Genomic DNA, 22232 nt, shown 5'->3' on the forward strand with positions numbered 1-22232 from the left:
GCCGCTTCTTAAAAGCCATTCAAATGAAAAAGATAATTGTAATGTTCCTGTTTTTTACAGTGGTGTGTTCGGCGCAGCAAGATGCGCAATACACACAATACATGTATAATACCATGGCAATAAATCCGGCTTATGCGGGTTCCCGTGGTGCGCTAAGTGTTTTCGGACTGTACCGTACACAATGGGTCGGACTGGACGGAGCGCCCGAAACCAGCACCTTTGCTATAAATACACCTTTAAACAACAGCAATTTAGGATTGGGAGTTTCTTTGGTAAACGATAAAATTGGTCCAACCAACGAGAACACTTTATCAGCCGATTTGTCGTATAGTGTTCCAACCTCAGAAATCTTTAAACTTTCCTTTGGAATAAAAGCCACAGCAAATCTTTTTAATCTGGATGTAAATAAATTGAATCCTGAAAATCAGGGAGACCCGCAGTTTCAGAATTTAAACAATCGAATCACACCCAATATTGGAGCCGGGGTTTATTGGCATTCTGACAAAGCATATTTAGGATTATCAATTCCGAATTTTATCGAAACCAATCGATTCAATGATGATGATACCGCTATTTTTAAGGATAAAATCAATTATTATTTAATGGCAGGTTACGTTTTTGATCTGGATTATTACATCAAATTCAAACCGGCATTGTTGACCAAGATGGTTCAGGGAGCCCCTTTACAGGTTGATGTTTCAGGGAATTTTATGTTCAATGATAAGTTTGTAATCGGACTGGCTTATCGCTGGAGCGCGTCGGTTAGCGCAATGGCAGGTTTTCAGATTACAGATGGTTTATATGTGGGTTATGGTTACGATCATGAAACTACTAATTTAAGAAGATACAATTCGGGGTCACATGAAGTCTTCCTGCGTTTTGAGTTTCTTAATAATTACAATAGAATTACCTCACCAAGATTCTTCTAAAAAAGCCCTACATGAAAAGCCAAAAACTACACTATACCATATCCTTTTTATTCCTCTTATTTAATGCAATTGCACAAACCGGCAGTATAAAGTATGCCGATACCAAATACGAGAAGTACGCCTATATTGATGCTATAAAAATCTATGAAAATGTAGCTGAAAAAGGATACAAAGACGAAAAAATGTTCCAGCGTCTGGGGAATTCCTATTATTTTAATGGAGAATTGGTAAAAGCTTTAAAATGGTACGATGAATTATTTTCCATGAACAAAGAACAAGAGCCTGAGTATTTGTACCGATACGCACAATGTCTTAAAGCTTCTGGGAATTACGCTAAAGCAGATGTAATCTTAGAAAAATTCAATCAAAAACAGGCAACAGATAAAAGAGGGATCTTATTCGAATCCAATAAAAATTATTTGAACGAGATAAAAGCAAATTCAGGACGATTTGAAATTGCCGATGCCGGAATAAACTCTAAGTATTCAGATTATGGGAGTACTATTTTTGATAATAAGCTAGTTTTTACATCTGCACGAGATACTGGCGGAGTCGCAAAGAAAAATTTCAAGTGGACCAACCGATCCTTTACCAATTTATACACCGCCGAATTGTTACCGGATGGAAGTTTAGGAACACCGCAGCGTTTTCAGAAGAAAGTAAATACAAAATTCAACGAATCGACACCCGTTTTTACAAAAGACGGCCGAACAATGTACTTTACAAGAAACAATTTCTTAAACGGTAAAAGAGGCAGAGACGAGAACAAAGTCACCTTATTAAAGTTGTACAAAGCAAATTTAGTAGAAGGAGAATGGAAAAATATCGAAGCACTTCCATTTAACAGTGATCAGTATAGTGTAGCGCATCCCGCCTTAAGTGTAGACGAAAAAACGCTCTATTTTGCTTCAGATATGCCGGGAACTTTAGGACAATCCGACTTGTTTAAAGTAACCATAAAGGAAGATGGAACCTTTGGAAAACCTCAAAATTTGGGAGCAGCAATCAATACTGAAGGACGAGAAACATTTCCTTTTATTTCTGAAGATAACGAACTTTATTTCGCAACAGACGGAAGACCGGGATTGGGCGGACTTGATGTATTTGTGACAAAAATAAAGGATCAGGGCAGTTTTGAAGAAATACAAAATATTGGAGAACCAATTAACAGTCCGCAGGACGATTTTGCTTTTATAATCAATAGTAAAGACAGAAACGGATTTTTTTCTTCCAACAGAGATAAGGGACATGGATTTGACGATGTTTATCGATTTACCGAAAGACGAAAACTAAATTGCGAACAACAATTAACAGGTACTGTCACCGATTCAGAAACCAATGTTATACTTTCAAATGCGAATGTGGCATTGTTTGATGAAAATTTCCAACCCGTTGCAGAAGTCATCACTGACAACAATGGAAATTATATTTTTCCGAATGTAAAATGTGGAAAAAACTATTTCGTACGAACGTCGAAAACAGATTATGAGAGTAAGGAAGTACCGGTAGTAATTAAAAGAAATTCCGGAAAAACGACTTTATTGATTCAGCTGGAAAAAAGAATTAAACCCATTGAAGTGGGAACAGATCTGGCAAAAACACTCGATATTCCGATCATTTATTTTGATCTTGACAAAGCCACTATTAAAAAGGAATCCGCTTATCAGTTAGAGAAAATTGTCGAAATTCTAAAACAATACCCAGCCTTAAAATTGGATATCCGTTCCCATACAGACAGCCGACAAACCCAGCAGTACAATCAGGTTTTATCCGAAAAGAGAGCCAAATCTACCCGAAACTGGCTGATTCAAAAAGGAGTAGACCCAGCCCGATTAACTGCAAAAGGATACGGCGAAACTCAATTGGTAAACCAATGTTCTGATGGTGTAAAATGTACCGATGAAGAACACGAACGCAACCGAAGAAGCGAATTTGTAATCACCAATTTGTAAATAAAAAGTAATAGTTTAAAGCCCTTTTCTAAATTGTAGAAAAGGGCTTTTTTGTTGTTGTTATCAAATTATTCGCAATCTTATCATCCCGAGGAACGAGGGATCATACTAGTAATTCGACAAAGATTGAAGCAGATTTTATTCGCAATCTTGTCATCCCGAGGAACGAGGGATCACACTAGTAATTCGACAAAGATTGAAGCAGATTTTATTCGCAATCTTGTCATCCCGAGGAACGAGGGATCACATTAGTAATTCGACAAAGATTGAAGCAGTTTCTATTCACAATCTTGTCATCCCGAGGAACGAGGGATCACACTAGTAATTCGACAAAGATTGACGATATCAAGAATAGAGTTTCGAATGTATTTACTTCGTCAGTCGTTATTGCTCAAGTTTCCTTCATCGCAAGGACAAAACGATGCGTAAAACACACATTGACAGCAGCAGCCAACAATAAAAAACTTTGCGCCTTAGCGTCTCTGCGAGTAAAAAACATCCCTTACGTAATATAATTCGCAAAAAAGTCCTAAAATTCATTCCTTTCTTTAAACTAAAATTTATAAAACACAAAATATTAGTTATTTTACTTAAAATGAATGTTTTATGGTTTTAAAAAAACGTTTTTCATTGTCGTGTGTCTGCATTTTTTTCTAACTTTATAAATCTAAAATTTTTCAGCTATGACGGTAGAACAAATATTAAACGCAAAAGGGAAAAATGTTTATTCAGTTCTTTCAACCACAACGGTTTATGAAGCCTTAAAGGTAATGGGAGAGAAAAACATAGGTGCCATTCTGGTTATTGATGGTTCCGATTTAAAAGGGATATTGTCTGAGAGGGATTATGCTCGAAAAATTGTTTTGAAAGATAAATCATCAAAAGAAACTTTTGTGCATGAAATTATGGAAAGCAATATTTTCTCGGTAAAACTTTCAAATAAGATTGAAGATTGTATGGAGCTAATGAGTACCAAAAGAATCAGACATTTACCGGTTCTGGAAGATGGAATTGTAGTAGGAATTATATCTATAAGTGATGTAGTTAAGGCCATTATAGAAATTCAGAAAGATACTATTAATCATTTAAACTCCTATATTTCGCAATAAAACAAGCAAAAAATAAAACATATCAAAAAAATAGTCCAAATTAATTTGGGCTATTTTTTTTCGCTCCGAATTTTATTTTTAGGAAAAGAAAGCACTAAAAATAGGCCATTTTAAAACAAGACTTATATCTTTGTAAGCTAGAATAAAAGCTAAAAATAAATGAACAAAGAGAGTAAAAGAAGAGAAGCGTTACTGTACCATTCAGAACCAACTCCAGGAAAAATTCAGGTAGTTCCAACAAAAAAATATGCAACCCAAAGGGATTTATCTTTGGCTTATTCGCCAGGAGTTGCAGAGCCATGTTTAGACATTGCAGCAAACGTAGAAGACGTTTACAAATATACAGCAAAAGGAAATTTAGTTGCCGTGATCTCAAACGGTACAGCAGTTTTAGGACTTGGGGACATTGGTCCAGAGGCTTCTAAGCCAGTAATGGAAGGAAAAGGATTGTTGTTTAAAATATTCTCTGATATTGATGTTTTTGATATCGAAATCGGTACAAAAGATATCGAAGAATTCATTCAGACCGTAAAAAATATTGCTCCAACTTTTGGAGGGATAAATCTGGAAGACATTAAAGCACCGGAATCTTTCGAAATTGAAAGACGATTGGTAGAAGAATTAGACATTCCGGTAATGCACGACGACCAGCACGGTACTGCAATTATCTCGTCAGCAGCTTTAATTAATGCCCTTGAATTAGCAGGAAAAAAAGCAGAAGATGTAAAAGTCGTAGTTTCGGGTGCAGGTTCTGCAGCGATTGCTTGTACTGATTTATATGTTTTGTTAGGAGTTCAGGTTAAGAACATCAAGATGTTTAACAGTAAGGGACTTTTAACAAAAGATAATTCTTCACTATCAGAATTGCAGTTGAAATATGCAGTTGACGGAGCTAAAATTGATTTAGCAGAAGCAGTGAAAGGAGCAGATGTTTTCATCGGATTATCTTCAGGAGGTATTTTGTCACCTGAGATGTTATTGACAATGAACGAGAATCCAATTGTTTTTGCAATGGCAAATCCAAATCCGGAAATCGATTATAACTTAGCAACAGAAACTCGTAAAGATATTATTATGGCTACGGGACGTTCAGATTTTCCTAATCAGGTAAATAACGTTCTTGGATTTCCCTATATTTTTAGAGGAGCATTAGACGTACGTGCTACAAAAATTAACGAAGCGATGAAAATGGCTGCTGTAAAAGCATTAGCTATTTTGGCAAAAGAGCCGGTACCGGAGCAGGTTAACGTAGCATACGGAGCAACAAAATTAGGTTTCGGACAAGAGTATATCATTCCTAAACCATTTGATCCTAGATTGATTACCGTGGTTGCACCTGCAGTTGCAAGAGCAGCAATGGAATCCGGAGTAGCAAAAAATCCTATTACAGACTGGGCTGCATACGAAGATGTGCTTCGCGAGCGTATGGGGAACGACAATAAAATGGTACGTTTGATTACCAACCGTGCTAAAGTAAGTCCAAAAAGAATTGTTTTTGCAGAAGCAGATCAGTTAAACGTACTTAAAGCAGCACAGATTGTACACGAAGACGGAATTGGTTATCCAATTTTATTAGGAAACAAAGAAGTCATTTTAGAACTTAAGGAAGAATTAGGTTTTGATGCTGAACTTGAGATTATTGATCCTAAAACCAATGAAGAAGAAGGAAGACGTAACCGATTTGCTAATTCATATTGGGAAACAAGAGGAAGAAGAGGAGTTTCGTTATTAGATTCACAAAAATTCATGCGCGAAAGAAACTATTTTGCTGCGATGATGGTGAACGAAGGAGAAGCAGATGCTTTGGTAACAGGTCATACAAGAAGTTATCCGACTGTTGTGAAACCAATGTTACAATTGATTGAAAAAGCACCGGGAGCTTCATTAGTAGCTACAGCCAATATGATGTTGACTTCTCGTGGACCAATGTTCTTGTCAGACACAGCAATCAACATCAATCCTTCAACAGAAGATTTGATCAACATTGCGATCATGACGGCTAAAACGGCTAAAATGTTTGGTGTAGAGCCAGTTATTGCAATGGTTTCGTATTCAAACTTCGGGTCTTCAACAAGTCCTAGTGCTTCAAAGGTTAGAGAAGCAGTAGCGTATTTGCATAAAAACCATCCTGAAATGATTGTTGATGGAGAAATTCAGGCAGATTTTGCTTTGAATCAGGAAATGCTTGCAGAAAAATTCCCTTTCTCGAAATTAGCAGGTAAAAAAGTGAATACCTTGATTTTTCCTAATTTAGATTCGGCTAACATTACTTATAAATTGCTAAAAGAACTTTACAAAGTAAATTCTATTGGACCAATTATGATGGGAATGGGTAAACCGGTTCACATTTTTCAATTAGGAGCAAGCGTTGAAGAAATGGTAAATATGGCTGCAATTGCAGTTATTGACGCTCAGGAAAAAGAAAGTAAAAAGATTAAATTAGCGAAATAGTAGAAATAATTAAGGTCAAATAATAATGTCGTATTTTTAATGCATTTTTGTTATATTTGACCTTAATAAATTATACTATGATAGCACATTTACAGGGGAAATTAGTAGAGAAAAATCCAACAGAAGTCATCATTGAGTGTGGCGGAGTAGGTTATCAGGTAAACATCTCTTTACATACCTTTTCATTAATTCCCAATGTAGAAAATATAAAATTGTATACGCATCTTCAAATTAAAGAAGATGCGCATACATTATTTGGTTTTGTAGAAAAATCAGAACGCGAAATATTCAGAATGTTATTGTCGGTTTCAGGAATTGGTGCAAACATTGCCAGAACCATGTTGTCATCCATAGAGCCAAGACAAATTATCAATGCTATCGCCTCAGGAGACGTAGGTATAATCCAGTCCATAAAAGGAATTGGGAACAAAACAGCACAAAGAGTTATACTAGATTTAAAAGAAAAAGTGTTAAAATTGTACGATTTGGACGAAGTTTCTATCGTACAGAACAATACAAATCGAGATGAAGCGTTATCTGCTTTGGAGGTTTTAGGTTTTGTTCGTAAAACTTCTGAAAAAGTAGTGGAGAAAATCGTAAAAGAAGACCCGGAAGCTACCGTAGAAACCATTATCAAGAAAGCACTAAAAAGCCTATAAAACCAATTTATTTAAACCAAGAGTATGCGTAAAATTTGTATTTTTTTACTGTTTTTATTTTGCGGTAATGTTTTGCGTGCGCAAGTAAACCCAACAGTTCAAGATACAACTAAAACACAATTCTCCGTTGGTAAAGTAGAAATAGGAAATCCGCCAAGCATACTTTCAGCCTATCGGTATGATCCCATAACCGATCGCTACATTTACACCAGTTCGGTAGACGGTTTTAATATCAATTATCCAATTGTATTAACCCCAAAAGAATACGAAGATTTAGTTTTGAAAGAATCCAGAAGAGATTATTTCAGAAAAAAATCAGATGCTATTGATGGTAAAAAATCAGGAAGTGAGGCCGCCAAAAAGAATTTACTACCGCGATATTATATCAATTCAGGACTTTTCGAAAGTATCTTTGGAAGTAATACCATAGACGTAAAGCCAACAGGTTCAGTAGAAATGGACTTGGGGATTCGGTATACCAAACAGGATAATCCGGCTTTTTCACCAAGAAACAGATCCAGCCTTACTTTTGATTTCGATCAGCGAATCAGTATGAGTTTGCTGGGGAAAGTAGGAACCAGATTAGAGGTAAATGCTAATTATGATACCCAGTCTACTTTTGCCTTTCAAAATTTATTTAAACTTGCCTACACACCTTCAGAAGATGATATTGTTCAGAAAGTGGAAGTAGGTAACGTGAGCATGCCATTAAACAGTACCCTTATTCGAGGTGCTCAAAGTTTGTTCGGGGTTAAAACAGTCTTGCAATTTGGTAAGACAACCGTTACCGGAGTTTTCTCAGAACAGAAGTCGCAAACCAAGAGTATAGTTGCAGAAGGTGGCGGTACCGTACAGAACTTTGATTTGTATGCGCTGGATTACGATAATGACCGACATTTCTTCTTATCTCAGTATTTCAGAAATAAATACGATGCTTCATTAAAAAGCTATCCTTTTATCGATAGCCGTGTTCAGGTTACCAGAATAGAAGTTTGGGTAACCAACAAACAAAATAGGGTAGCAACCAACAACAATAACTTACGTAACATTATCGCACTTCAGGATTTAGGAGAAGGACAGGTTACGGGAGTTCCGGACAATCAGGTGGTGGTGATAAGCAATCCTGTCGGATTTTTTAATAACCCTATCGATACACCAACAAATAACACCAACAATAAATACGATCCGGCTACTATTGGAAAACCGGGAGCTTACCTAAATTCTAATATTAGAGAAATCGTAACGGCAAAATCAGGATTTAATAACGCGAATACCAGCGAAGGAACAGATTATTCTGTGTTAGAAAACGCCAGGAAATTAACCGCAAACGAATTTACTTTCAATCCGCAGTTGGGATACATTTCCTTACAGCAGCGTTTGGCCAATGACGAAATTTTAGCAGTAGCATTTGAGTACACTGTTGGAGGAAAAGTGTATCAGGTCGGAGAGTTTGGAAGTGACGGGGTAGACGGAACCGTAGTGACCGGAAACAACAATGCCAATAAAGCGATCATCACTCAGAGTTTAGTGTTAAAAATGCTGAAGAGTAATTTGACGAACGTTCAGAATCCGGTTTGGAATCTGATGATGAAAAACGTGTATCAAATTCCTCAGGCATATCAAATCAAACAAGATGATTTCAGATTAAACATACTGTATACAGATCCTTCTCCAATCAATTATATTTCACCGGTACCGGGAACAACATTCCCTGCAAATCCTACCGCAGATAACAAAGTAGAGCTGACCCCTTTATTGAATGTGTTTAATCTGGACCGATTGAATTATAACAATGATCCGCAAGCCGGAGGAGATGGTTTCTTTGATTACATTCCGGGAATTACAGTAGACGTTCAGAATGCTCGAATTATTTTTAGTACCAAAGAGCCTTTTGGAGAATTGTTATTTAAAAAGTTGCAAAATACAGGTTCGGGTGAGAACTACGACGATCCGACTACCTATAATGCCAATCAGAAAAGATATGTGTTCAGAAACATGTACCGAAATACACAGTCCGGAGCCTTGCAGGACAGTGATAAGAATAAATTTTTACTAAGAGGAAAATACAAATCATCAGGAAGCAATGGTATTCCAATCGGAGCGTTTAATGTTCCGCAGGGATCTGTTGTTGTTATGGCGGCCGGAAGAAGGCTGGTGGAAGGGATCGATTATAGCGTAGATTACCAATTAGGACGTGTTCAGATTTTAGATCCTTCGCTTCAGGCTTCCAATACACCAATTGAGGTGTCATTGGAGAACAATTCAATTTTCGGACAACAGACCCGAAGATTTATAGGTTTCAATGTTGAACATAAAATCTCAGATAAATTTATTGTAGGAGGAACTTATTTGAAAATGAACGAAAGACCGTTTACTCAAAAATCAAGTTACGGTCAGGAATCTGTAAACAATACGATCTTTGGATTCAATGGGAATTACTCTACCGAAGTTCCTTTCTTCACCAGATTAGTTAACAAATTACCAAACATAGATACAGATGTTCCTTCCAATCTTTCGATAAGAGGAGAAGTAGCTTTCTTAAAACCGGATGCTCCAAAAGCCAGTGATTTTGAAGGTGAGGCAACTATTTATATTGATGACTTCGAAGGTTCGCAGTCTACCATCGACATGCGATCGGCGTATGCGTGGAGTCTGGCTTCGACACCATTTGTAAATTCTATCAATGACAATACTTTTAATGCCAATTCAACTACATTAGAATATGGCTTTAAACGTGCAAAACTGTCCTGGTATACTATCGACCCTGTCTTTTACGCTTCAAAACCATCGGGTATTTCAAATGATGATTTGTCATTAAATACCACGAGACGTATTTATAGCAGGGAATTATATCCAAATACAGATATTGCTCAGGGACAAATTCAGGTAGTGAATACACTGGACTTAACGTATTATCCTTCTAACCGCGGACCTTATAACAACAATCCGAATTTTGGTGCAAGTCCCGCCAGTTCTAATTTTGGAGGAATCATGCGTGCTTTGAATTCGACCAACTTCGAACAAGGGAATGTCGAGTACATTCAGTTTTGGGTAATGGATCCTTATGTAGGTAATGGAGAAGCAGCAGTTGGTAATACCGGAAAAATTTATTTCAACTTAGGAGAAATCTCGGAAGACGTTTTAAAAGACGGAAGAAAACAATATGAAAACGGATTAGGCCCGGATCAGATCATGGTAAATCCTAGACCGCTTTGGGGAGACGTTCCGGCATCACAATCTTTAATTTATGCCTTCGATAATAATGCAGGTAATCGTAGCAATCAGGATGTTGGTTTAGACGGTTTACCCAATTCGAAAGAAGCTTCAGTATATACAAATTACGGTGGAGAAACAGATCCGGCCGGAGACGATTATACCTATTATCTGAATACTGATGGAGGCGTTTTAGACCGCTACAAAAATTACAATGGTACAGAAGGAAACTCTCCCGTAAGTATCGATTCCCCAAATCGTGGATCAACAACTTTACCGGATGTTGAAGATATCAACCGTGACAACACCATGAGTACCATCAATGCATATTATGAATATAGCATCGATGTAAAACCGGGAATGCAGGTGGGGCAGAATTTCGTTACAGACATTCGTGAAGTAAGTAATGTTGAATTGCCAAACGGATCAACAACAACAGCAAGATGGATACAGTTTAAAATTCCGGTTGCTCAACCGCAAAATACGATTGGAAATATTACAGATTTCAGATCGATTCGTTTCATGCGTATGTTCATGACCGGCTTTAGTGATCAGATGACTGTTCGTTTTGGAGCTTTGGATTTAGTGAGAGGAGAATGGAGAAGATATACCGGTACACTTGATGCCAACGATACAAATCCGGCTGACGACGGAACAGAGTTTGATGTTGCGGCAGTAAACATTCAGGAGAATGGTACAAAATGTCCTGTGAATTACGTGGTGCCACCGGGCGTTCGTAGAGAGCAGCTGTATAATAACAATACCATTATCAATCAAAATGAGCAAGCCTTAGCGGTTAGAGTTAGCGGTTCAGGATTACAATATCAGGATTCAAGAGCGGTTTTTAAGAATGTAAGTGTAGACATGCGTCAGTACAAAAAACTGAAAATGTTTTTACATGCTGAATCATTGCCAAACGAAAACACGTTACTCGATGATGAAATGGTAGGTTTTATCCGTTTTGGAAATGACTTTACACAAAACTTCTATCAGGTCGAGGTTCCTTTAAAAGTGACCAGAACCGGAGGGTCCTGTAGCATAAGTCCGGATCAGGTTTGGCTGGAAGAGAACAATATTGATTTAGCACTGGAGTTATTGACCCGAATGAAAATTAAGGGGATGACTGTTGATATTAATTCTGATAAAAGAGACGTTAACGGGATTTACTATCCGGATGACGACCTAAGCGTTGGCGGAGGTGATGGAGACGGCAGATTAAGATTAGGAATCAAAGGAAATCCTAATTTTGGTTTAGTCCGAACATTGATGGTGGGAGTTAAGAGTAGGGCAGATCATAAAACCATTAAAGGAGAGATTTGGTTCAACGAACTTCGAATGGCCGATCTGGAGAACAAAGGCGGTATGGCGGCAATTTTAAATATCGATACCAATATGGCAGATTTTGCTACCGTATCGGCTACCGGTAAAAAGAGTACCATTGGTTTTGGATCTTTAGAACAAGGGGCAAACGAGAGAAGCCGTGAAGATCTACAGCAGTATAATATTGTTACCAATTTGAATTTAGGGAAATTATTACCACACAGATGGGGAATCAATTTGCCATTTAATTACGCAATTGGAGAAGAAGTTATCACACCGGAATACGACCCGTTCAATCAGGATATAAAATTAAAACAGCTGATTAAAGAAACGACCGATGAGGCAGAGAAAGAAAACATCAGAACTAGAGCTGTTGACTATACCAAAAGAAGAAGTATCAACTTTATCGGCGTAAGAAAAGACAGAGCACCGGAACAGAAACCGCATGTTTATGACGTTGAAAATTTCACCTTTTCACAATCGTACAATCAGGTAGAACGCCACGATTATGAAGTGGCAGATTACGTAGACGAGCAATCGAATAGTGCCGTGAATTATGCGTACACTTTCCAGCCAAAAGAAGTGGTTCCGTTCAAGAAGACTAAATTCATGAAGAAAAGTGAGTATTGGAAAATGCTGAGCGATTTTAATTTTAATTATTTGCCTTCAAATGTTTCCTTTAACACAAATATTTTGAGACAAAGTAACCGTCAGCAATTTAGAGAAGTGGAGGTACAAGGAATTGGTCTTGATCCGTTGTACAGACGAAACTTTGCCTTTAATTATCAGTACGGTTTTGGTTTCAATTTAACGAAATCTTTAAAAATTAACTATACAGCTGCATCCAATAATATCGTAAGGAATTTTCTAAATGATGACAATACACCAAAACAGGATTTTAATATCTGGGACGATTATTTTGATATTGGAACGCCAAATCAGCACGTACAACAGTTAGTGTTGAACTATGATATTCCAATTCATAAAATTCCGGTACTAAGCTTCATCAAAGCAAATTATTCGTATACCGCCGATTATAGCTGGCAGCGTGCTTCGACTGCATTATCTGAATATGTGGATCCTGTCAGCGGAAGTACGTTTGATTTAGGAAACACTATTCAGAATGCCAATTCGAATACATTTACGACAACGCTTAATATGAACACGTTGTACAAGTATTTAGGATTAACACCAGGTTCAAAAACAGGAGCAAAACCTAAAGCAGCTGCACCGCCAAAACCGGGAGAGAAAATTGTAAATACGGCAAAACCGGCTACTACTAGCAGTCCATTCTATGATGGCATGATTGGTATTCTGACCAGTATAAAAAACGTTCAGGTCAATTATACCGTGAATAGTGGAACCGTTTTACCGGGGTATACACCGGGTGTTGGTTTCTTCGGAACATCGAGACCTACTTTAGGATTTGTTTTCGGAAGTCAGGATGACATTCGTTTTGAAGCGGCGAAAAGAGGATGGTTAACCTCTTACCAGGATTTTAATCAAAGTTTTACTCAGGTAACCAATAAGCTCCTGAAAGTAACGGCGAACATTGACTTATTGCCTGATTTGAAAATTGATCTGAACATGGATCGCAATTATTCTGAAAATAATTCAGAGCAGTATAGTGTTGTTAAAAATAATGTGACCGGAGATTTAGATTATAAGGCTTTGTCACCTTATAATTATGGGATGTTCTCTATTTCAACAGTGCTTATAAAAACAGCATTTTCGACCAGCACTGCAACAGAGTCTGCCGCATTCGATGATTTCAGAAACAACCGTATGATTATAGCAAACCGTCTGGCAGAGGAGCGTTATGGTGCAGGAGCACCAATTCCGAGATATGGAGATGCTAATAACCCAATTCCGGCTCCTACAGATCCTAATTATAAAGTATATACGGCTAATGAAGGGTATCCGATAGGATTTACCAAAAGCAATCAGGCGGTTTTATTGCCTGCATTTTTAGCGGCTTATACAGGAAGTAGTGCATCAAGCAGCTCGACAGATATTTTCAGAAGCTTCCCAATTCCAAACTGGAGTATTAAGTACAACGGTTTAATGCGTTACAAATATTTTAAAGACAAATTCAAGCGTTTTTCTTTACAGCATAATTATAGAGCATCGTATACCATCAACCAGTTCAGATCTAATTTTGACTATATAGAGAAGCCTAACGGACAGGATGTGAATACCAATTTCTTTAACAAAACCATCATGTCTAATATTAACCTCGTGGAGCAATTCAGTCCGTTAATCCGAATGGATTTTGAATTGAAAAGCTCATTACGTGTATTGACAGAGATTAAAAAAGACAGAGCTTTGTCTATGAGTTTTGATAATAATTTATTGACCGAAGTAAAAGGAATGGAATATGTTGTAGGTCTGGGCTATCGTTTTAAAGATGTAATTTTCTCATCAAGACTTGCTGATTCTCCAACGGGAATTATAAAAAGTGATATCAATATTAAGTGTGACTTTTCGTATCGAAATAATGAAACCTTAGTGCGCTATTTAGATTATGACAACAACCAATTAGCAGCAGGACAAAATATATGGTCGTTAAAACTTACGGCAGACTATGCATTCAGTAAAAACCTGACCGCGATATTCTATTACGATCATTCGTTTTCGAAAGCGGTAATCTCGACAGCATTCCCTTTAACGAATATTAGATCAGGATTTACACTTCGATATAATTTTGGGAATTAATTTTGAATTTCTAAAGAGGATTTTATTAGAAGATTATTACATTTGTGCCTCAATTATTAAACTATCAATTTTCAAACACACAACTATTATGAGCATACCAGCAAATTTAAAGTACACAAAAGATCACGAATGGGTTAGCATCGAAGGAGATGTTGCAACAGTAGGAATTACTCATTTTGCACAAAAAGAGTTAGGGGATATCGTGTATGTTGAAGTAGAAACTTTAGATCAAAAACTTGACAGAGACGAGGTTTTTGGAACAGTTGAAGCTGTAAAGACAGTATCAGATTTGTTTTTACCATTAACAGGAGAAATCATTGCTTTCAATGAAAATCTTGAAAGCGAGCCTGAAACTGTGAATTCTGATCCTTACGGAGATGGATGGATGATTAAAATTAAAATTGCTGATGCATCAGAAATTGATTCTTTATTGTCTGCTGACGCTTATAAAGAACTTATAGGTGCCTAAACAATTGCTTTTAATCTGGGCAATTATCTGCTCAGGAATCATTACTTATTTTTGTTTAACAGATTCCAGTAATATTCCGGCCGTAAATTTTCCGAGTATAGATAAGATTGTCCATTTTTGTTTTCATTTTGGATTTACAATTTCCTGGATTTTGTTTTTCAAAAAAGAGCTGAAAGGAAAAGCACCAGACGATTACAAGGCCTATTTAATTTCATTTATATTTTCTGTTTTTTTCGGAATTACAATCGAAATTCTGCAAGGTGTTTTAACGGTTACACGAGCATCAGATGTAACAGATGTTTTAGCCAATGCACTTGGAGCTATTTTTGGTATCTTTGCCGCGATAGTTTTTAAAAAACAAATCGATAAAATTTAAGAATATAAAACCCACTTCGGTGGGTTTTTTTGTGCTCTAATCTTAACGCTTTCAAGGTTGGTTAAAACTTTGCGACTTTGCGAGCAATGTTATTTAGTCCGGAAAAAATGGATAAAAAGATTAACGATTTTTGATTTCAGATGTTATAAAACCGACGATTGTATCATTAAGAAACATCAAATCAAAAAGTAGCAATCGTTACTCTGCATTCAAAAATCTATTAGTTTAATGATAGCACATTGTCAGATTATTTTTCATGTTGCTTTGTTTTAAAAGAAACCCGTGGCTACTTTACGTAAATCTTCCCAGCCTTTGTGATTCATTCTAATTTTAAATGTATTTTTGCAGAATTCTCAGAACACGCACAAATCATGAATGTTAAGCAATATCTGGACTCTACGTATTTAAAAACAGCCTCTCAGGCTGGACTTTCGGAAGCAGAAAGTACCCTTGTGGTTAAAAATGCTATTGAAGAGGCAATTCGCGAAGGATTTAAACTCATCATGATTCGGCCCGAACAGGTGGTTTTGGCAAAAGAAATGATTCATAAAGCTAATTCGACTTTGCTTATAGGTACAGTCATTGACTTTCCTGATGGAGACTCAGATTTAGAGTCTAAATTAAAAGAAGCCAACAAAGCAATCGAAGACGGAGCAGATGATCTGGATTTTGTTTGCAATTATAAGGCATTCAAAGAAGGGGATGTTGATCTGGTCAAACAAGAGATTTTAGTGGGAACGCAAATTGGTCTTGCAAGCAATAAAACAGTGAAATGGATTATTGAAGTTGCCGCCTTAAATGATACACAGATCATTCAGCTTTCGGCATTGATTAAAAATGTGGTGATGTCTCATTTTAAAGAAGAAAACTACGGATCGGTTTTCGTGAAGTCGTCCACCGGATTTTATAAAACTGAAAACGATTTGCCAAACGGAGCAACCCTTCCAACAATTATAATGATGCTGGAAAACGCATCACCTTTGCCAGTTAAAGCTGCCGGAGGAGTTCGGTCTTATCAGGATGCCATAGAAATGATTCGATTAGGTGTAAAACGAATCGGAACCTCTGCTGCAAAAACAATTGCGGATGGAGGGAATACCTCAAATCAATATTAAATAAAAACCTAAATTTACGTGAATAAGATTGCCCTGTCTTTTATTTTAACCTTAACCGCTTTGTTTGCTTTTTCGCAGGAAAGTAACAATACTTCAATCAAACCTGGTTTCACTGCCGAACAGTTTCCGGTTTTTCCAAACTGTGAAAATCTTCAATCCAAACAACTTGAAAATTGTTTTTATAAAGAAGTGCAGGATTTTGTATTTCAGAATTATCAGGTGCCTGAAAATCTAAAGCAAGCCAACTATAAAGGAGAAGTAAAAGTGTTATTCGAAGTAGATGCAAATGGCGAGTTCAAAGTAATTTATGTAAACGCGTTAAACGATGCGTTATCAGAAGAAGCTAAGCGTGTTTTTAAGAAGTTTCCAAAAATAAAACCTTCTACCTATAACGGGAAACCAACTTATTCCAAATACACAATTTCGATCGATATTCCTTTAAAAAGTGCCGATCAGATTGCTCAGGAAGCATTGGCTGCCGCCCAAATTTTAAAGCCTGTCGAAAAACCAATGACAGAACTGGATAGTATTGTGTATAAAAAATACAACAATCCGGAATTTGAAAGTCATTTGAATATTCCGTTTTCACACAGTTATTATGCGCAGTTTGATAAAGCAATGAATCAGGTGGGAAGTAATAATCATACCGCATCAAAGCCGTATACGTATGCTGAAGTTTCAAAATATTATAATTTAAAAGCAGTAAATCAATCCCTTCAGAAAAATGTTTCCACTTGGTTGGGGAGAAAATTCTGGAATGAAAATATGGTTCAGATTCAGGGAGAAGATTATTGGCTGTCCTTAAATCCTATCGTGGATTTACAAATGGGAAAAGCCTCGGATCTCGATGCTTCCTATACCTACGTAAATACACGAGCCTTAAATTTCAGAGGAGGATTAGGAAAACAAATCAATTTTACCACAACTATTTTTGAAAGTCAGGGACGATTTGCAGGTTATTATAATGATTTTGCCGAAACTTTAAAACCGTCGGGAGGGAATCCGGCCATTCTTCCGGGAATGGGAATTGCGAAACGATTTAAAACAGATGCTTATGATTTTCCTTTAGCAGAAGCAAATATTACCTACGCGCCAAGTAAATTTTTTGATCTGCAATTGGGTTATGGAAGAAATTTTATTGGTGATGGATACCGTTCATTGCTTGAAAGTGACGGAGCAAGTCCGTATCCGTATTTTAAAATCAATACGACCTTTTGGAAAATAAAATACACGAATACTTACATGTGGCTCAAAGATGTTCGTCCGGATGTGACCTTGGAGAGAACTTATGCTACAAAATTCATGGCCAATCATTACTTAAGCTGGAACGTGTCTAACAAACTGAACTTAGGTTTTTTTGAATCAGTAGTCTGGACAGATAATAACAACAGAGGTTTTGATATTAATTTTGTGAATCCAATTATTTTCTACCGTTCTGTCGAGTTTGCATCGTCATCAAGAAGTGGAAATGCATTATTGGGAGTAACGTCTAAATACAAGTGGAGCAATAATATTAATTTGTATGCTCAGTTTTTATTGGATGAATTTTCATTAGGAGATATGAAAAGCGGAGACGGCAGCTGGAAAAATAAATTTGGATACCAATTGGGGGCAAAATATTTCAATGCATTTGAAGTGAAAGATTTGCTGCTGCAGCTAGAATACAATCATGTACGTCCGTATGTATATGCGCACAGTGCGGCGATTACCAATTATGGACACAACAATCAGAGTATAGGGCACCAATGGGGAGGTAATTTTTCAGAACTGGTTGCAATCGGACGTTATCATAAAGGGCGTTATTTTGCTGATGCGAAATTTACCGTTGGAAAAAGAGGTTTAGACTTTGATACCGCTGAAGATAGTTTTAATTACGGAAGCAACATTTATAAAAATTATGATGAGAAACGACCGTATGATAAAGGTGTAAAAGTAGGACAAGGAAATAAAACAAACGTTTTTATAGCAGATATACAAGGAGGATACCTGATAAACCCGATGACGAATCTGAAACTGTTCGGAAGTTTTTTATATCGAAATTTTGATCCTACGAAAAATACACCAACAACTTTTAAGCAAAGTACTACCTGGTTTTCTATCGGATTGCGTTCCGATATCTTCAATTGGTATTTTGATTACTAGTGTTTTTAATAAGATTTTTTGATATAATAGTGTTAAAGATTTGCAAGTCCTTATTTTGTAAAGGTTTTATTGAAAAAAATCTAATTTTATAGGTCTAAATTCTACAATCTAATTTGTACATTTGCACCACTCAAAAAAAACATACAAATAATTACTGTATTGAACGCGACTAAAAATACATTTTCACTAAAGTCAATATTTACCGATTTCAAAGAGATTACCAAAGCTGGTTTAGCAATCAGTGTTTTGTTCTCTTCTGTAGCCGGATATTTATTGGGAGTTAATGAGGAACATCCTTTTAAATGGAGTGTTTTGGCAGTTTTAGCAATCGGTGGATATTGCATGGTTGGAGCTTCGAATGCATTTAATCAGGTGATCGAAAAAGATATCGATGCTTTAATGGACCGAACCAAAAATCGCCCGGTTCCTTCAGGACGCATGTCCCCAAAAATGGCTTTGTTTGTAGCAAGTTTGCTTACTATTATTGGTATCGCCTTGCTTTATACTATAAATGCTAAGTCGGCTATGTTTGCCGCAATCTCCATATTCTTATACACCAGTATTTATACCCCTTTGAAAACGGTAACTTCATTGTCTGTTTTTGTAGGTGCTTTTCCGGGAGCAATTCCTTTCATGTTAGGCTGGGTTGCTGCTACAGGAGAATTTGGTATAGAAGCGGGAACACTGTTTTTAATTCAGTTTTTCTGGCAATTTCCTCACTTTTGGGCAATTGGCTGGTTTTTGTATGAAGATTATGAGAAAGCCGGAATCTTCATGTTGCCAACAGGAAAAAAAGATAAAGGGACCGCTTTGCAGGTTATTTTATATACAGTTTGGTTGATTGTTGCTTCGTTATTACCGGTTTTAGGATATACAGGGCAATTGTTTATCTCGCCAATAGCAGCAATTTTAGTGTTTTTGTTAGGTTTATGGATGTTGTTTTATGCAGTACGTCTGTATCAGTTAAGAACACCAAAAGCAGCGAGAACTTTAATGCTGGTAAGTGTTTCGTATATCTCGTTACTGCAAATCGTATTTATAGTAGATAAATTTTTAAGATAGTTATGGAAATGACAATGACAAAAACAGAAACGGCAGCTGAAGAGAAGCTAAGGAAAGCCAAATCGGCAAAACTTATCCTCTTGTTTGCAATGGTAAGTATGACCATGATGTTTGCCGGACTTACAAGTGCTTTTGTGGTAAGTAAATCAAGAGCTGACTGGTTGAAAAACTTTGAATTGCCAACGGCATTTTATTATAGTACAGCAGTTATTTTGGCTTGCAGTGTTACTTTTTACCTGGCTAAAAAAGCCATTCAGAAAGACAATAGAAGTGCTACTACAGCTTTACTTTTGGGAACTTTAGCTTTAGGGATTTTGTTTGTGGTACTGCAATTTGCAGGTTTTGGACAAATCGTTGAAAGCGGGTATTATTTTACAGGAGAAGGTAGCTCAATTACTACAACATTTTTGTATGTAGTAACCGTGACACACTTGTTACACTTGGCTGGAGGATTAATTTCACTTTTAATTATAATTTATAATCATTTTAAACAAAAATACAATTCGACTCAAACTCTTGGTATAGAACTAGGTGCGATGTATTGGCACTTTTTGGATTTATTATGGTTGTATTTATTTTTATTTTTATATTTCTTTAAATAAGAAAAAAACGTAAATTTGGGAACTTTTTAACGAATATCTTTTATGGGAGCGACAGTTACTACTGCAAACAACGACGAAAAAACTTGGGGAGGCGGTCATGAGATCCAGCCATTAGGAGCAAGTTATGGTAAAATGATGATGTGGTTTTTTATCGTATCAGATGCCTTAACATTCTCTGGATTCCTTGCTGCTTATGGTTTTTCAAGATTTAAATTTATTGAAACCTGGCCTTTGGCTGATGAAGTGTTTACTCACTTTCCTTTTATGCATGGCGTTGCGGCACCAATGTATTATGTAGCCTTAATGACTTTTATTTTGATTTTCTCATCTGTAACAATGGTTTTGGCTGTTGATGCAGGTCACCAATTGAAAAAAACAAAGGTTGCAATTTATATGTTCTTAACTATTATTGGAGGTTTAATCTTCGTGGGGTCTCAGGCCTGGGAGTGGAAAAACTTCATTAAAGGAGAGTATGGAGCAGTTGAAACAGCAGGTGGAAGTTTATTGCAGTTTGTTGATAAAGATGGTAAAAGAGTTGCTCTTGCTGATTTTGCGGTTAAATTACCGGAACAAAGAGAAGCTTTAACAAGAAGCCATTCAACATGGTTTATGGAAGATGCCCAGGCACAGCCAACCTATACAGTTGCAGAAATTCAGGCAGGTTTTAAAGCTCATCCTGAAGTTTTAATCAGAACAGAACATCTTACAGACAAAAAGAAAAAAACAGTTTTATCAAGAGAAGAGTCTGAAGCTCGTTTAGCAAGTGCTAAATATGTTGTAGAAGGTGCTAATTTGATTAGAAACGAATACGGAAATAAATTATTTGCTGATTTCTTTTTCTTCATCACAGGATTCCACGGATTCCACGTATTTTCAGGAGTTATCATTAATATCATTATCTTCTTTAATGTATTATTAGGTACTTATGAGAAAAGAAGAAGCTACGAAATGGTAGAGAAAGTTGGTTTATACTGGCACTTTGTCGATTTAGTTTGGGTATTTGTATTTACAGTTTTCTACTTAGTTTAATTTTAGATTTTAATTATTATGTCACACGAGCACGTATCAAATACAAAAAGAATCTGGTTTGTTTTTGCATTACTATCAGTAGTAACTACAGTAGAGGTTATTTTAGGTATCTACAAACCTGCATCATTAGAGTTTAATCATTTTGTTGGCTTGAATTTATTGAACTGGATTTTTTACATCCTTACAATATTCAAAGCATATTATATAGTATGGGCATTTATGCACATGGAAGGTGAAAAAAGCAGCCTTAGATGGTCTGTTGTAGCACCGGTTATTTTCCTGGTATTATATTTATTGTTTATTCTGTTAACAGAAGGACATTATATTTATGGGGTTTTTAAAGATTCTACCATTAAATGGAATTTTTAACATGATATTAATTCGAAAAGAGTCCCGATAACATCGGGATTTTTTTATTTTTGTACCTCAATAACTTGTACAGATATAATGAAAAAAAATATAGTTCTTTTTGCTCTTTTTGTTTTGCCAATTGTAGCCTATTTGTTTTTTGCTTCAGGGGTTAACAGCTTTACTACACTTCCTGTTATAACACCAAAAATTAAAGATTTCGGTGATTGGAAATCCCTGAACGGAAAGAAAGTTTTGCTGGATAAAAAGATCACGGTTCTTGGTTTTTCAGGATCTGAAATTTTAAGCAATCGCGGGAATTATTTTAACTTAAATGAAAAAATTTACAAACGCTATAACGGTTTTGAAGATCTTCAGTTTGTAATACTTTGCCCGTTGGGAACTGAAGCCGATGCGCAAAAAGTAGTAGATGCTCTTAAACCTTTTACAGACGTGAAAGGCTGGAACTTCGTCTTCGCTTCACCGGAAGAAATTCAAACATTTTACAATCAGTTAAAGTTAAAAGGAAAATTAGATCAGAATCTTGGAACTCCGAATGTTTTTATCGTCGATAAAGAAAGAAATCTTAGAGGAAGAAAAGATGCAGCTGAATATAAAGAAGGATATGACACTTTTCATCCTTCAGAGCTAAGCAATGAAATGCTGGATGATTTTAAAATCATTCTATACGAATATCGTGCTGCTCTAAAAAAGAATCACAACGCAACTAAACAACTTTAA

The 22232-nt window shown here is 36.4% G+C and carries 15 protein-coding genes; all 15 read left to right on the plus strand.

Features of this window, described 5'->3' with window-relative positions; genetic code table 11:
- Positions 1–23 precede the first annotated feature (23 nt).
- The 15 genes from M4I44_RS08165 (at position 24) to M4I44_RS08235 (ending at position 22232) form a co-directional block, all read left to right on the plus strand.
- On the plus strand, positions 24–929 hold the full coding sequence (locus tag M4I44_RS08165; protein WP_249967010.1) for a type IX secretion system membrane protein PorP/SprF: 906 nt from the start codon (positions 24–26) through the stop codon (positions 927–929).
- Between the two features lie 11 nt (positions 930–940).
- Entirely contained in the window at positions 941–2881 is a 1941-nt protein-coding gene (locus M4I44_RS08170) for an OmpA family protein (protein ID WP_249967011.1), read from the plus strand.
- A 683-nt stretch (positions 2882–3564) separates the two neighbouring features.
- The gene (locus tag M4I44_RS08175) at positions 3565–3990 is read left to right on the plus strand and encodes a CBS domain-containing protein (protein ID WP_070905604.1); all 426 of its coding nucleotides are present in this window, start codon (positions 3565–3567) and stop codon (positions 3988–3990) included.
- Positions 3991–4149: 159 nt separating this feature from the next.
- Positions 4150–6441 carry an NADP-dependent malic enzyme gene (locus tag M4I44_RS08180; RefSeq protein ID WP_089077338.1) on the plus strand — a complete coding sequence of 764 codons (2292 nt, stop codon included), beginning with the start codon at positions 4150–4152 and terminating at the stop codon, positions 6439–6441.
- Positions 6442–6518: 77 nt separating this feature from the next.
- The gene (gene ruvA, locus M4I44_RS08185; protein WP_017497883.1) at positions 6519–7100 is read left to right on the plus strand and encodes a Holliday junction branch migration protein RuvA; all 582 of its coding nucleotides are present in this window, start codon (positions 6519–6521) and stop codon (positions 7098–7100) included.
- A 24-nt stretch (positions 7101–7124) separates the two neighbouring features.
- Positions 7125–14348, plus strand: coding sequence for a cell surface protein SprA (sprA, locus tag M4I44_RS08190; protein ID WP_070905606.1), 7224 nt, complete (start codon positions 7125–7127; stop codon positions 14346–14348).
- A gap of 88 nt (positions 14349–14436) precedes the next feature.
- Entirely contained in the window at positions 14437–14817 is a 381-nt protein-coding gene (gene gcvH / locus M4I44_RS08195) for a glycine cleavage system protein GcvH (RefSeq protein WP_026110132.1), read from the plus strand.
- A gap of 4 nt (positions 14818–14821) precedes the next feature.
- A complete protein-coding gene (locus tag M4I44_RS08200; protein WP_232424379.1) occupies positions 14822–15193 on the plus strand; it encodes a VanZ family protein in 372 nt (123 codons plus the stop codon).
- 371 nt (positions 15194–15564) lie between these two features.
- Complete coding sequence (gene deoC / locus M4I44_RS08205) at positions 15565–16308, plus strand: deoxyribose-phosphate aldolase (RefSeq protein WP_249967012.1); 744 nt, start codon at positions 15565–15567, stop codon at positions 16306–16308.
- Between the two features lie 18 nt (positions 16309–16326).
- A complete protein-coding gene (locus M4I44_RS08210) occupies positions 16327–18450 on the plus strand; it encodes an energy transducer TonB (protein ID WP_249967013.1) in 2124 nt (707 codons plus the stop codon).
- A 159-nt stretch (positions 18451–18609) separates the two neighbouring features.
- Positions 18610–19512, plus strand: a complete 903-nt coding sequence (gene cyoE / locus M4I44_RS08215; protein ID WP_017497889.1) for a heme o synthase — start codon at positions 18610–18612, stop codon at positions 19510–19512.
- A 2-nt stretch (positions 19513–19514) separates the two neighbouring features.
- A complete protein-coding gene (locus M4I44_RS08220) occupies positions 19515–20114 on the plus strand; it encodes a cytochrome c oxidase subunit 3 (RefSeq protein WP_017497890.1) in 600 nt (199 codons plus the stop codon).
- A gap of 42 nt (positions 20115–20156) precedes the next feature.
- Complete coding sequence (locus tag M4I44_RS08225; RefSeq protein ID WP_017497891.1) at positions 20157–21143, plus strand: cytochrome c oxidase subunit 3; 987 nt, start codon at positions 20157–20159, stop codon at positions 21141–21143.
- An 18-nt stretch (positions 21144–21161) separates the two neighbouring features.
- Entirely contained in the window at positions 21162–21512 is a 351-nt protein-coding gene (locus tag M4I44_RS08230; RefSeq protein WP_017497892.1) for a cytochrome C oxidase subunit IV family protein, read from the plus strand.
- Between the two features lie 78 nt (positions 21513–21590).
- Positions 21591–22232, plus strand: a complete 642-nt coding sequence (locus M4I44_RS08235) for a hypothetical protein (protein WP_017497893.1) — start codon at positions 21591–21593, stop codon at positions 22230–22232.

The sequence above is a fragment of the Flavobacterium sp. B183 genome, from assembly GCF_023539155.1.
GTDB lineage: Bacteria > Bacteroidota > Bacteroidia > Flavobacteriales > Flavobacteriaceae > Flavobacterium > Flavobacterium tructae.

Coding starts and splice junctions, on each gene's coding strand:
- M4I44_RS08165 (WP_249967010.1), top strand. CDS start 24: ATGAAAAAGATAATTGTAATGTTCCTGTTTTTTACAGTGGTGTGTTCG.
- M4I44_RS08170 (WP_249967011.1), top strand. CDS start 941: ATGAAAAGCCAAAAACTACACTATACCATATCCTTTTTATTCCTCTTA.
- M4I44_RS08175 (WP_070905604.1), top strand. CDS start 3,565: ATGACGGTAGAACAAATATTAAACGCAAAAGGGAAAAATGTTTATTCA.
- M4I44_RS08180 (WP_089077338.1), top strand. CDS start 4,150: ATGAACAAAGAGAGTAAAAGAAGAGAAGCGTTACTGTACCATTCAGAA.
- ruvA (WP_017497883.1), top strand. CDS start 6,519: ATGATAGCACATTTACAGGGGAAATTAGTAGAGAAAAATCCAACAGAA.
- sprA (WP_070905606.1), top strand. CDS start 7,125: ATGCGTAAAATTTGTATTTTTTTACTGTTTTTATTTTGCGGTAATGTT.
- gcvH (WP_026110132.1), top strand. CDS start 14,437: ATGAGCATACCAGCAAATTTAAAGTACACAAAAGATCACGAATGGGTT.
- deoC (WP_249967012.1), top strand. CDS start 15,565: ATGAATGTTAAGCAATATCTGGACTCTACGTATTTAAAAACAGCCTCT.
- M4I44_RS08220 (WP_017497890.1), top strand. CDS start 19,515: ATGGAAATGACAATGACAAAAACAGAAACGGCAGCTGAAGAGAAGCTA.
- M4I44_RS08225 (WP_017497891.1), top strand. CDS start 20,157: ATGGGAGCGACAGTTACTACTGCAAACAACGACGAAAAAACTTGGGGA.
- M4I44_RS08230 (WP_017497892.1), top strand. CDS start 21,162: ATGTCACACGAGCACGTATCAAATACAAAAAGAATCTGGTTTGTTTTT.
- M4I44_RS08235 (WP_017497893.1), top strand. CDS start 21,591: ATGAAAAAAAATATAGTTCTTTTTGCTCTTTTTGTTTTGCCAATTGTA.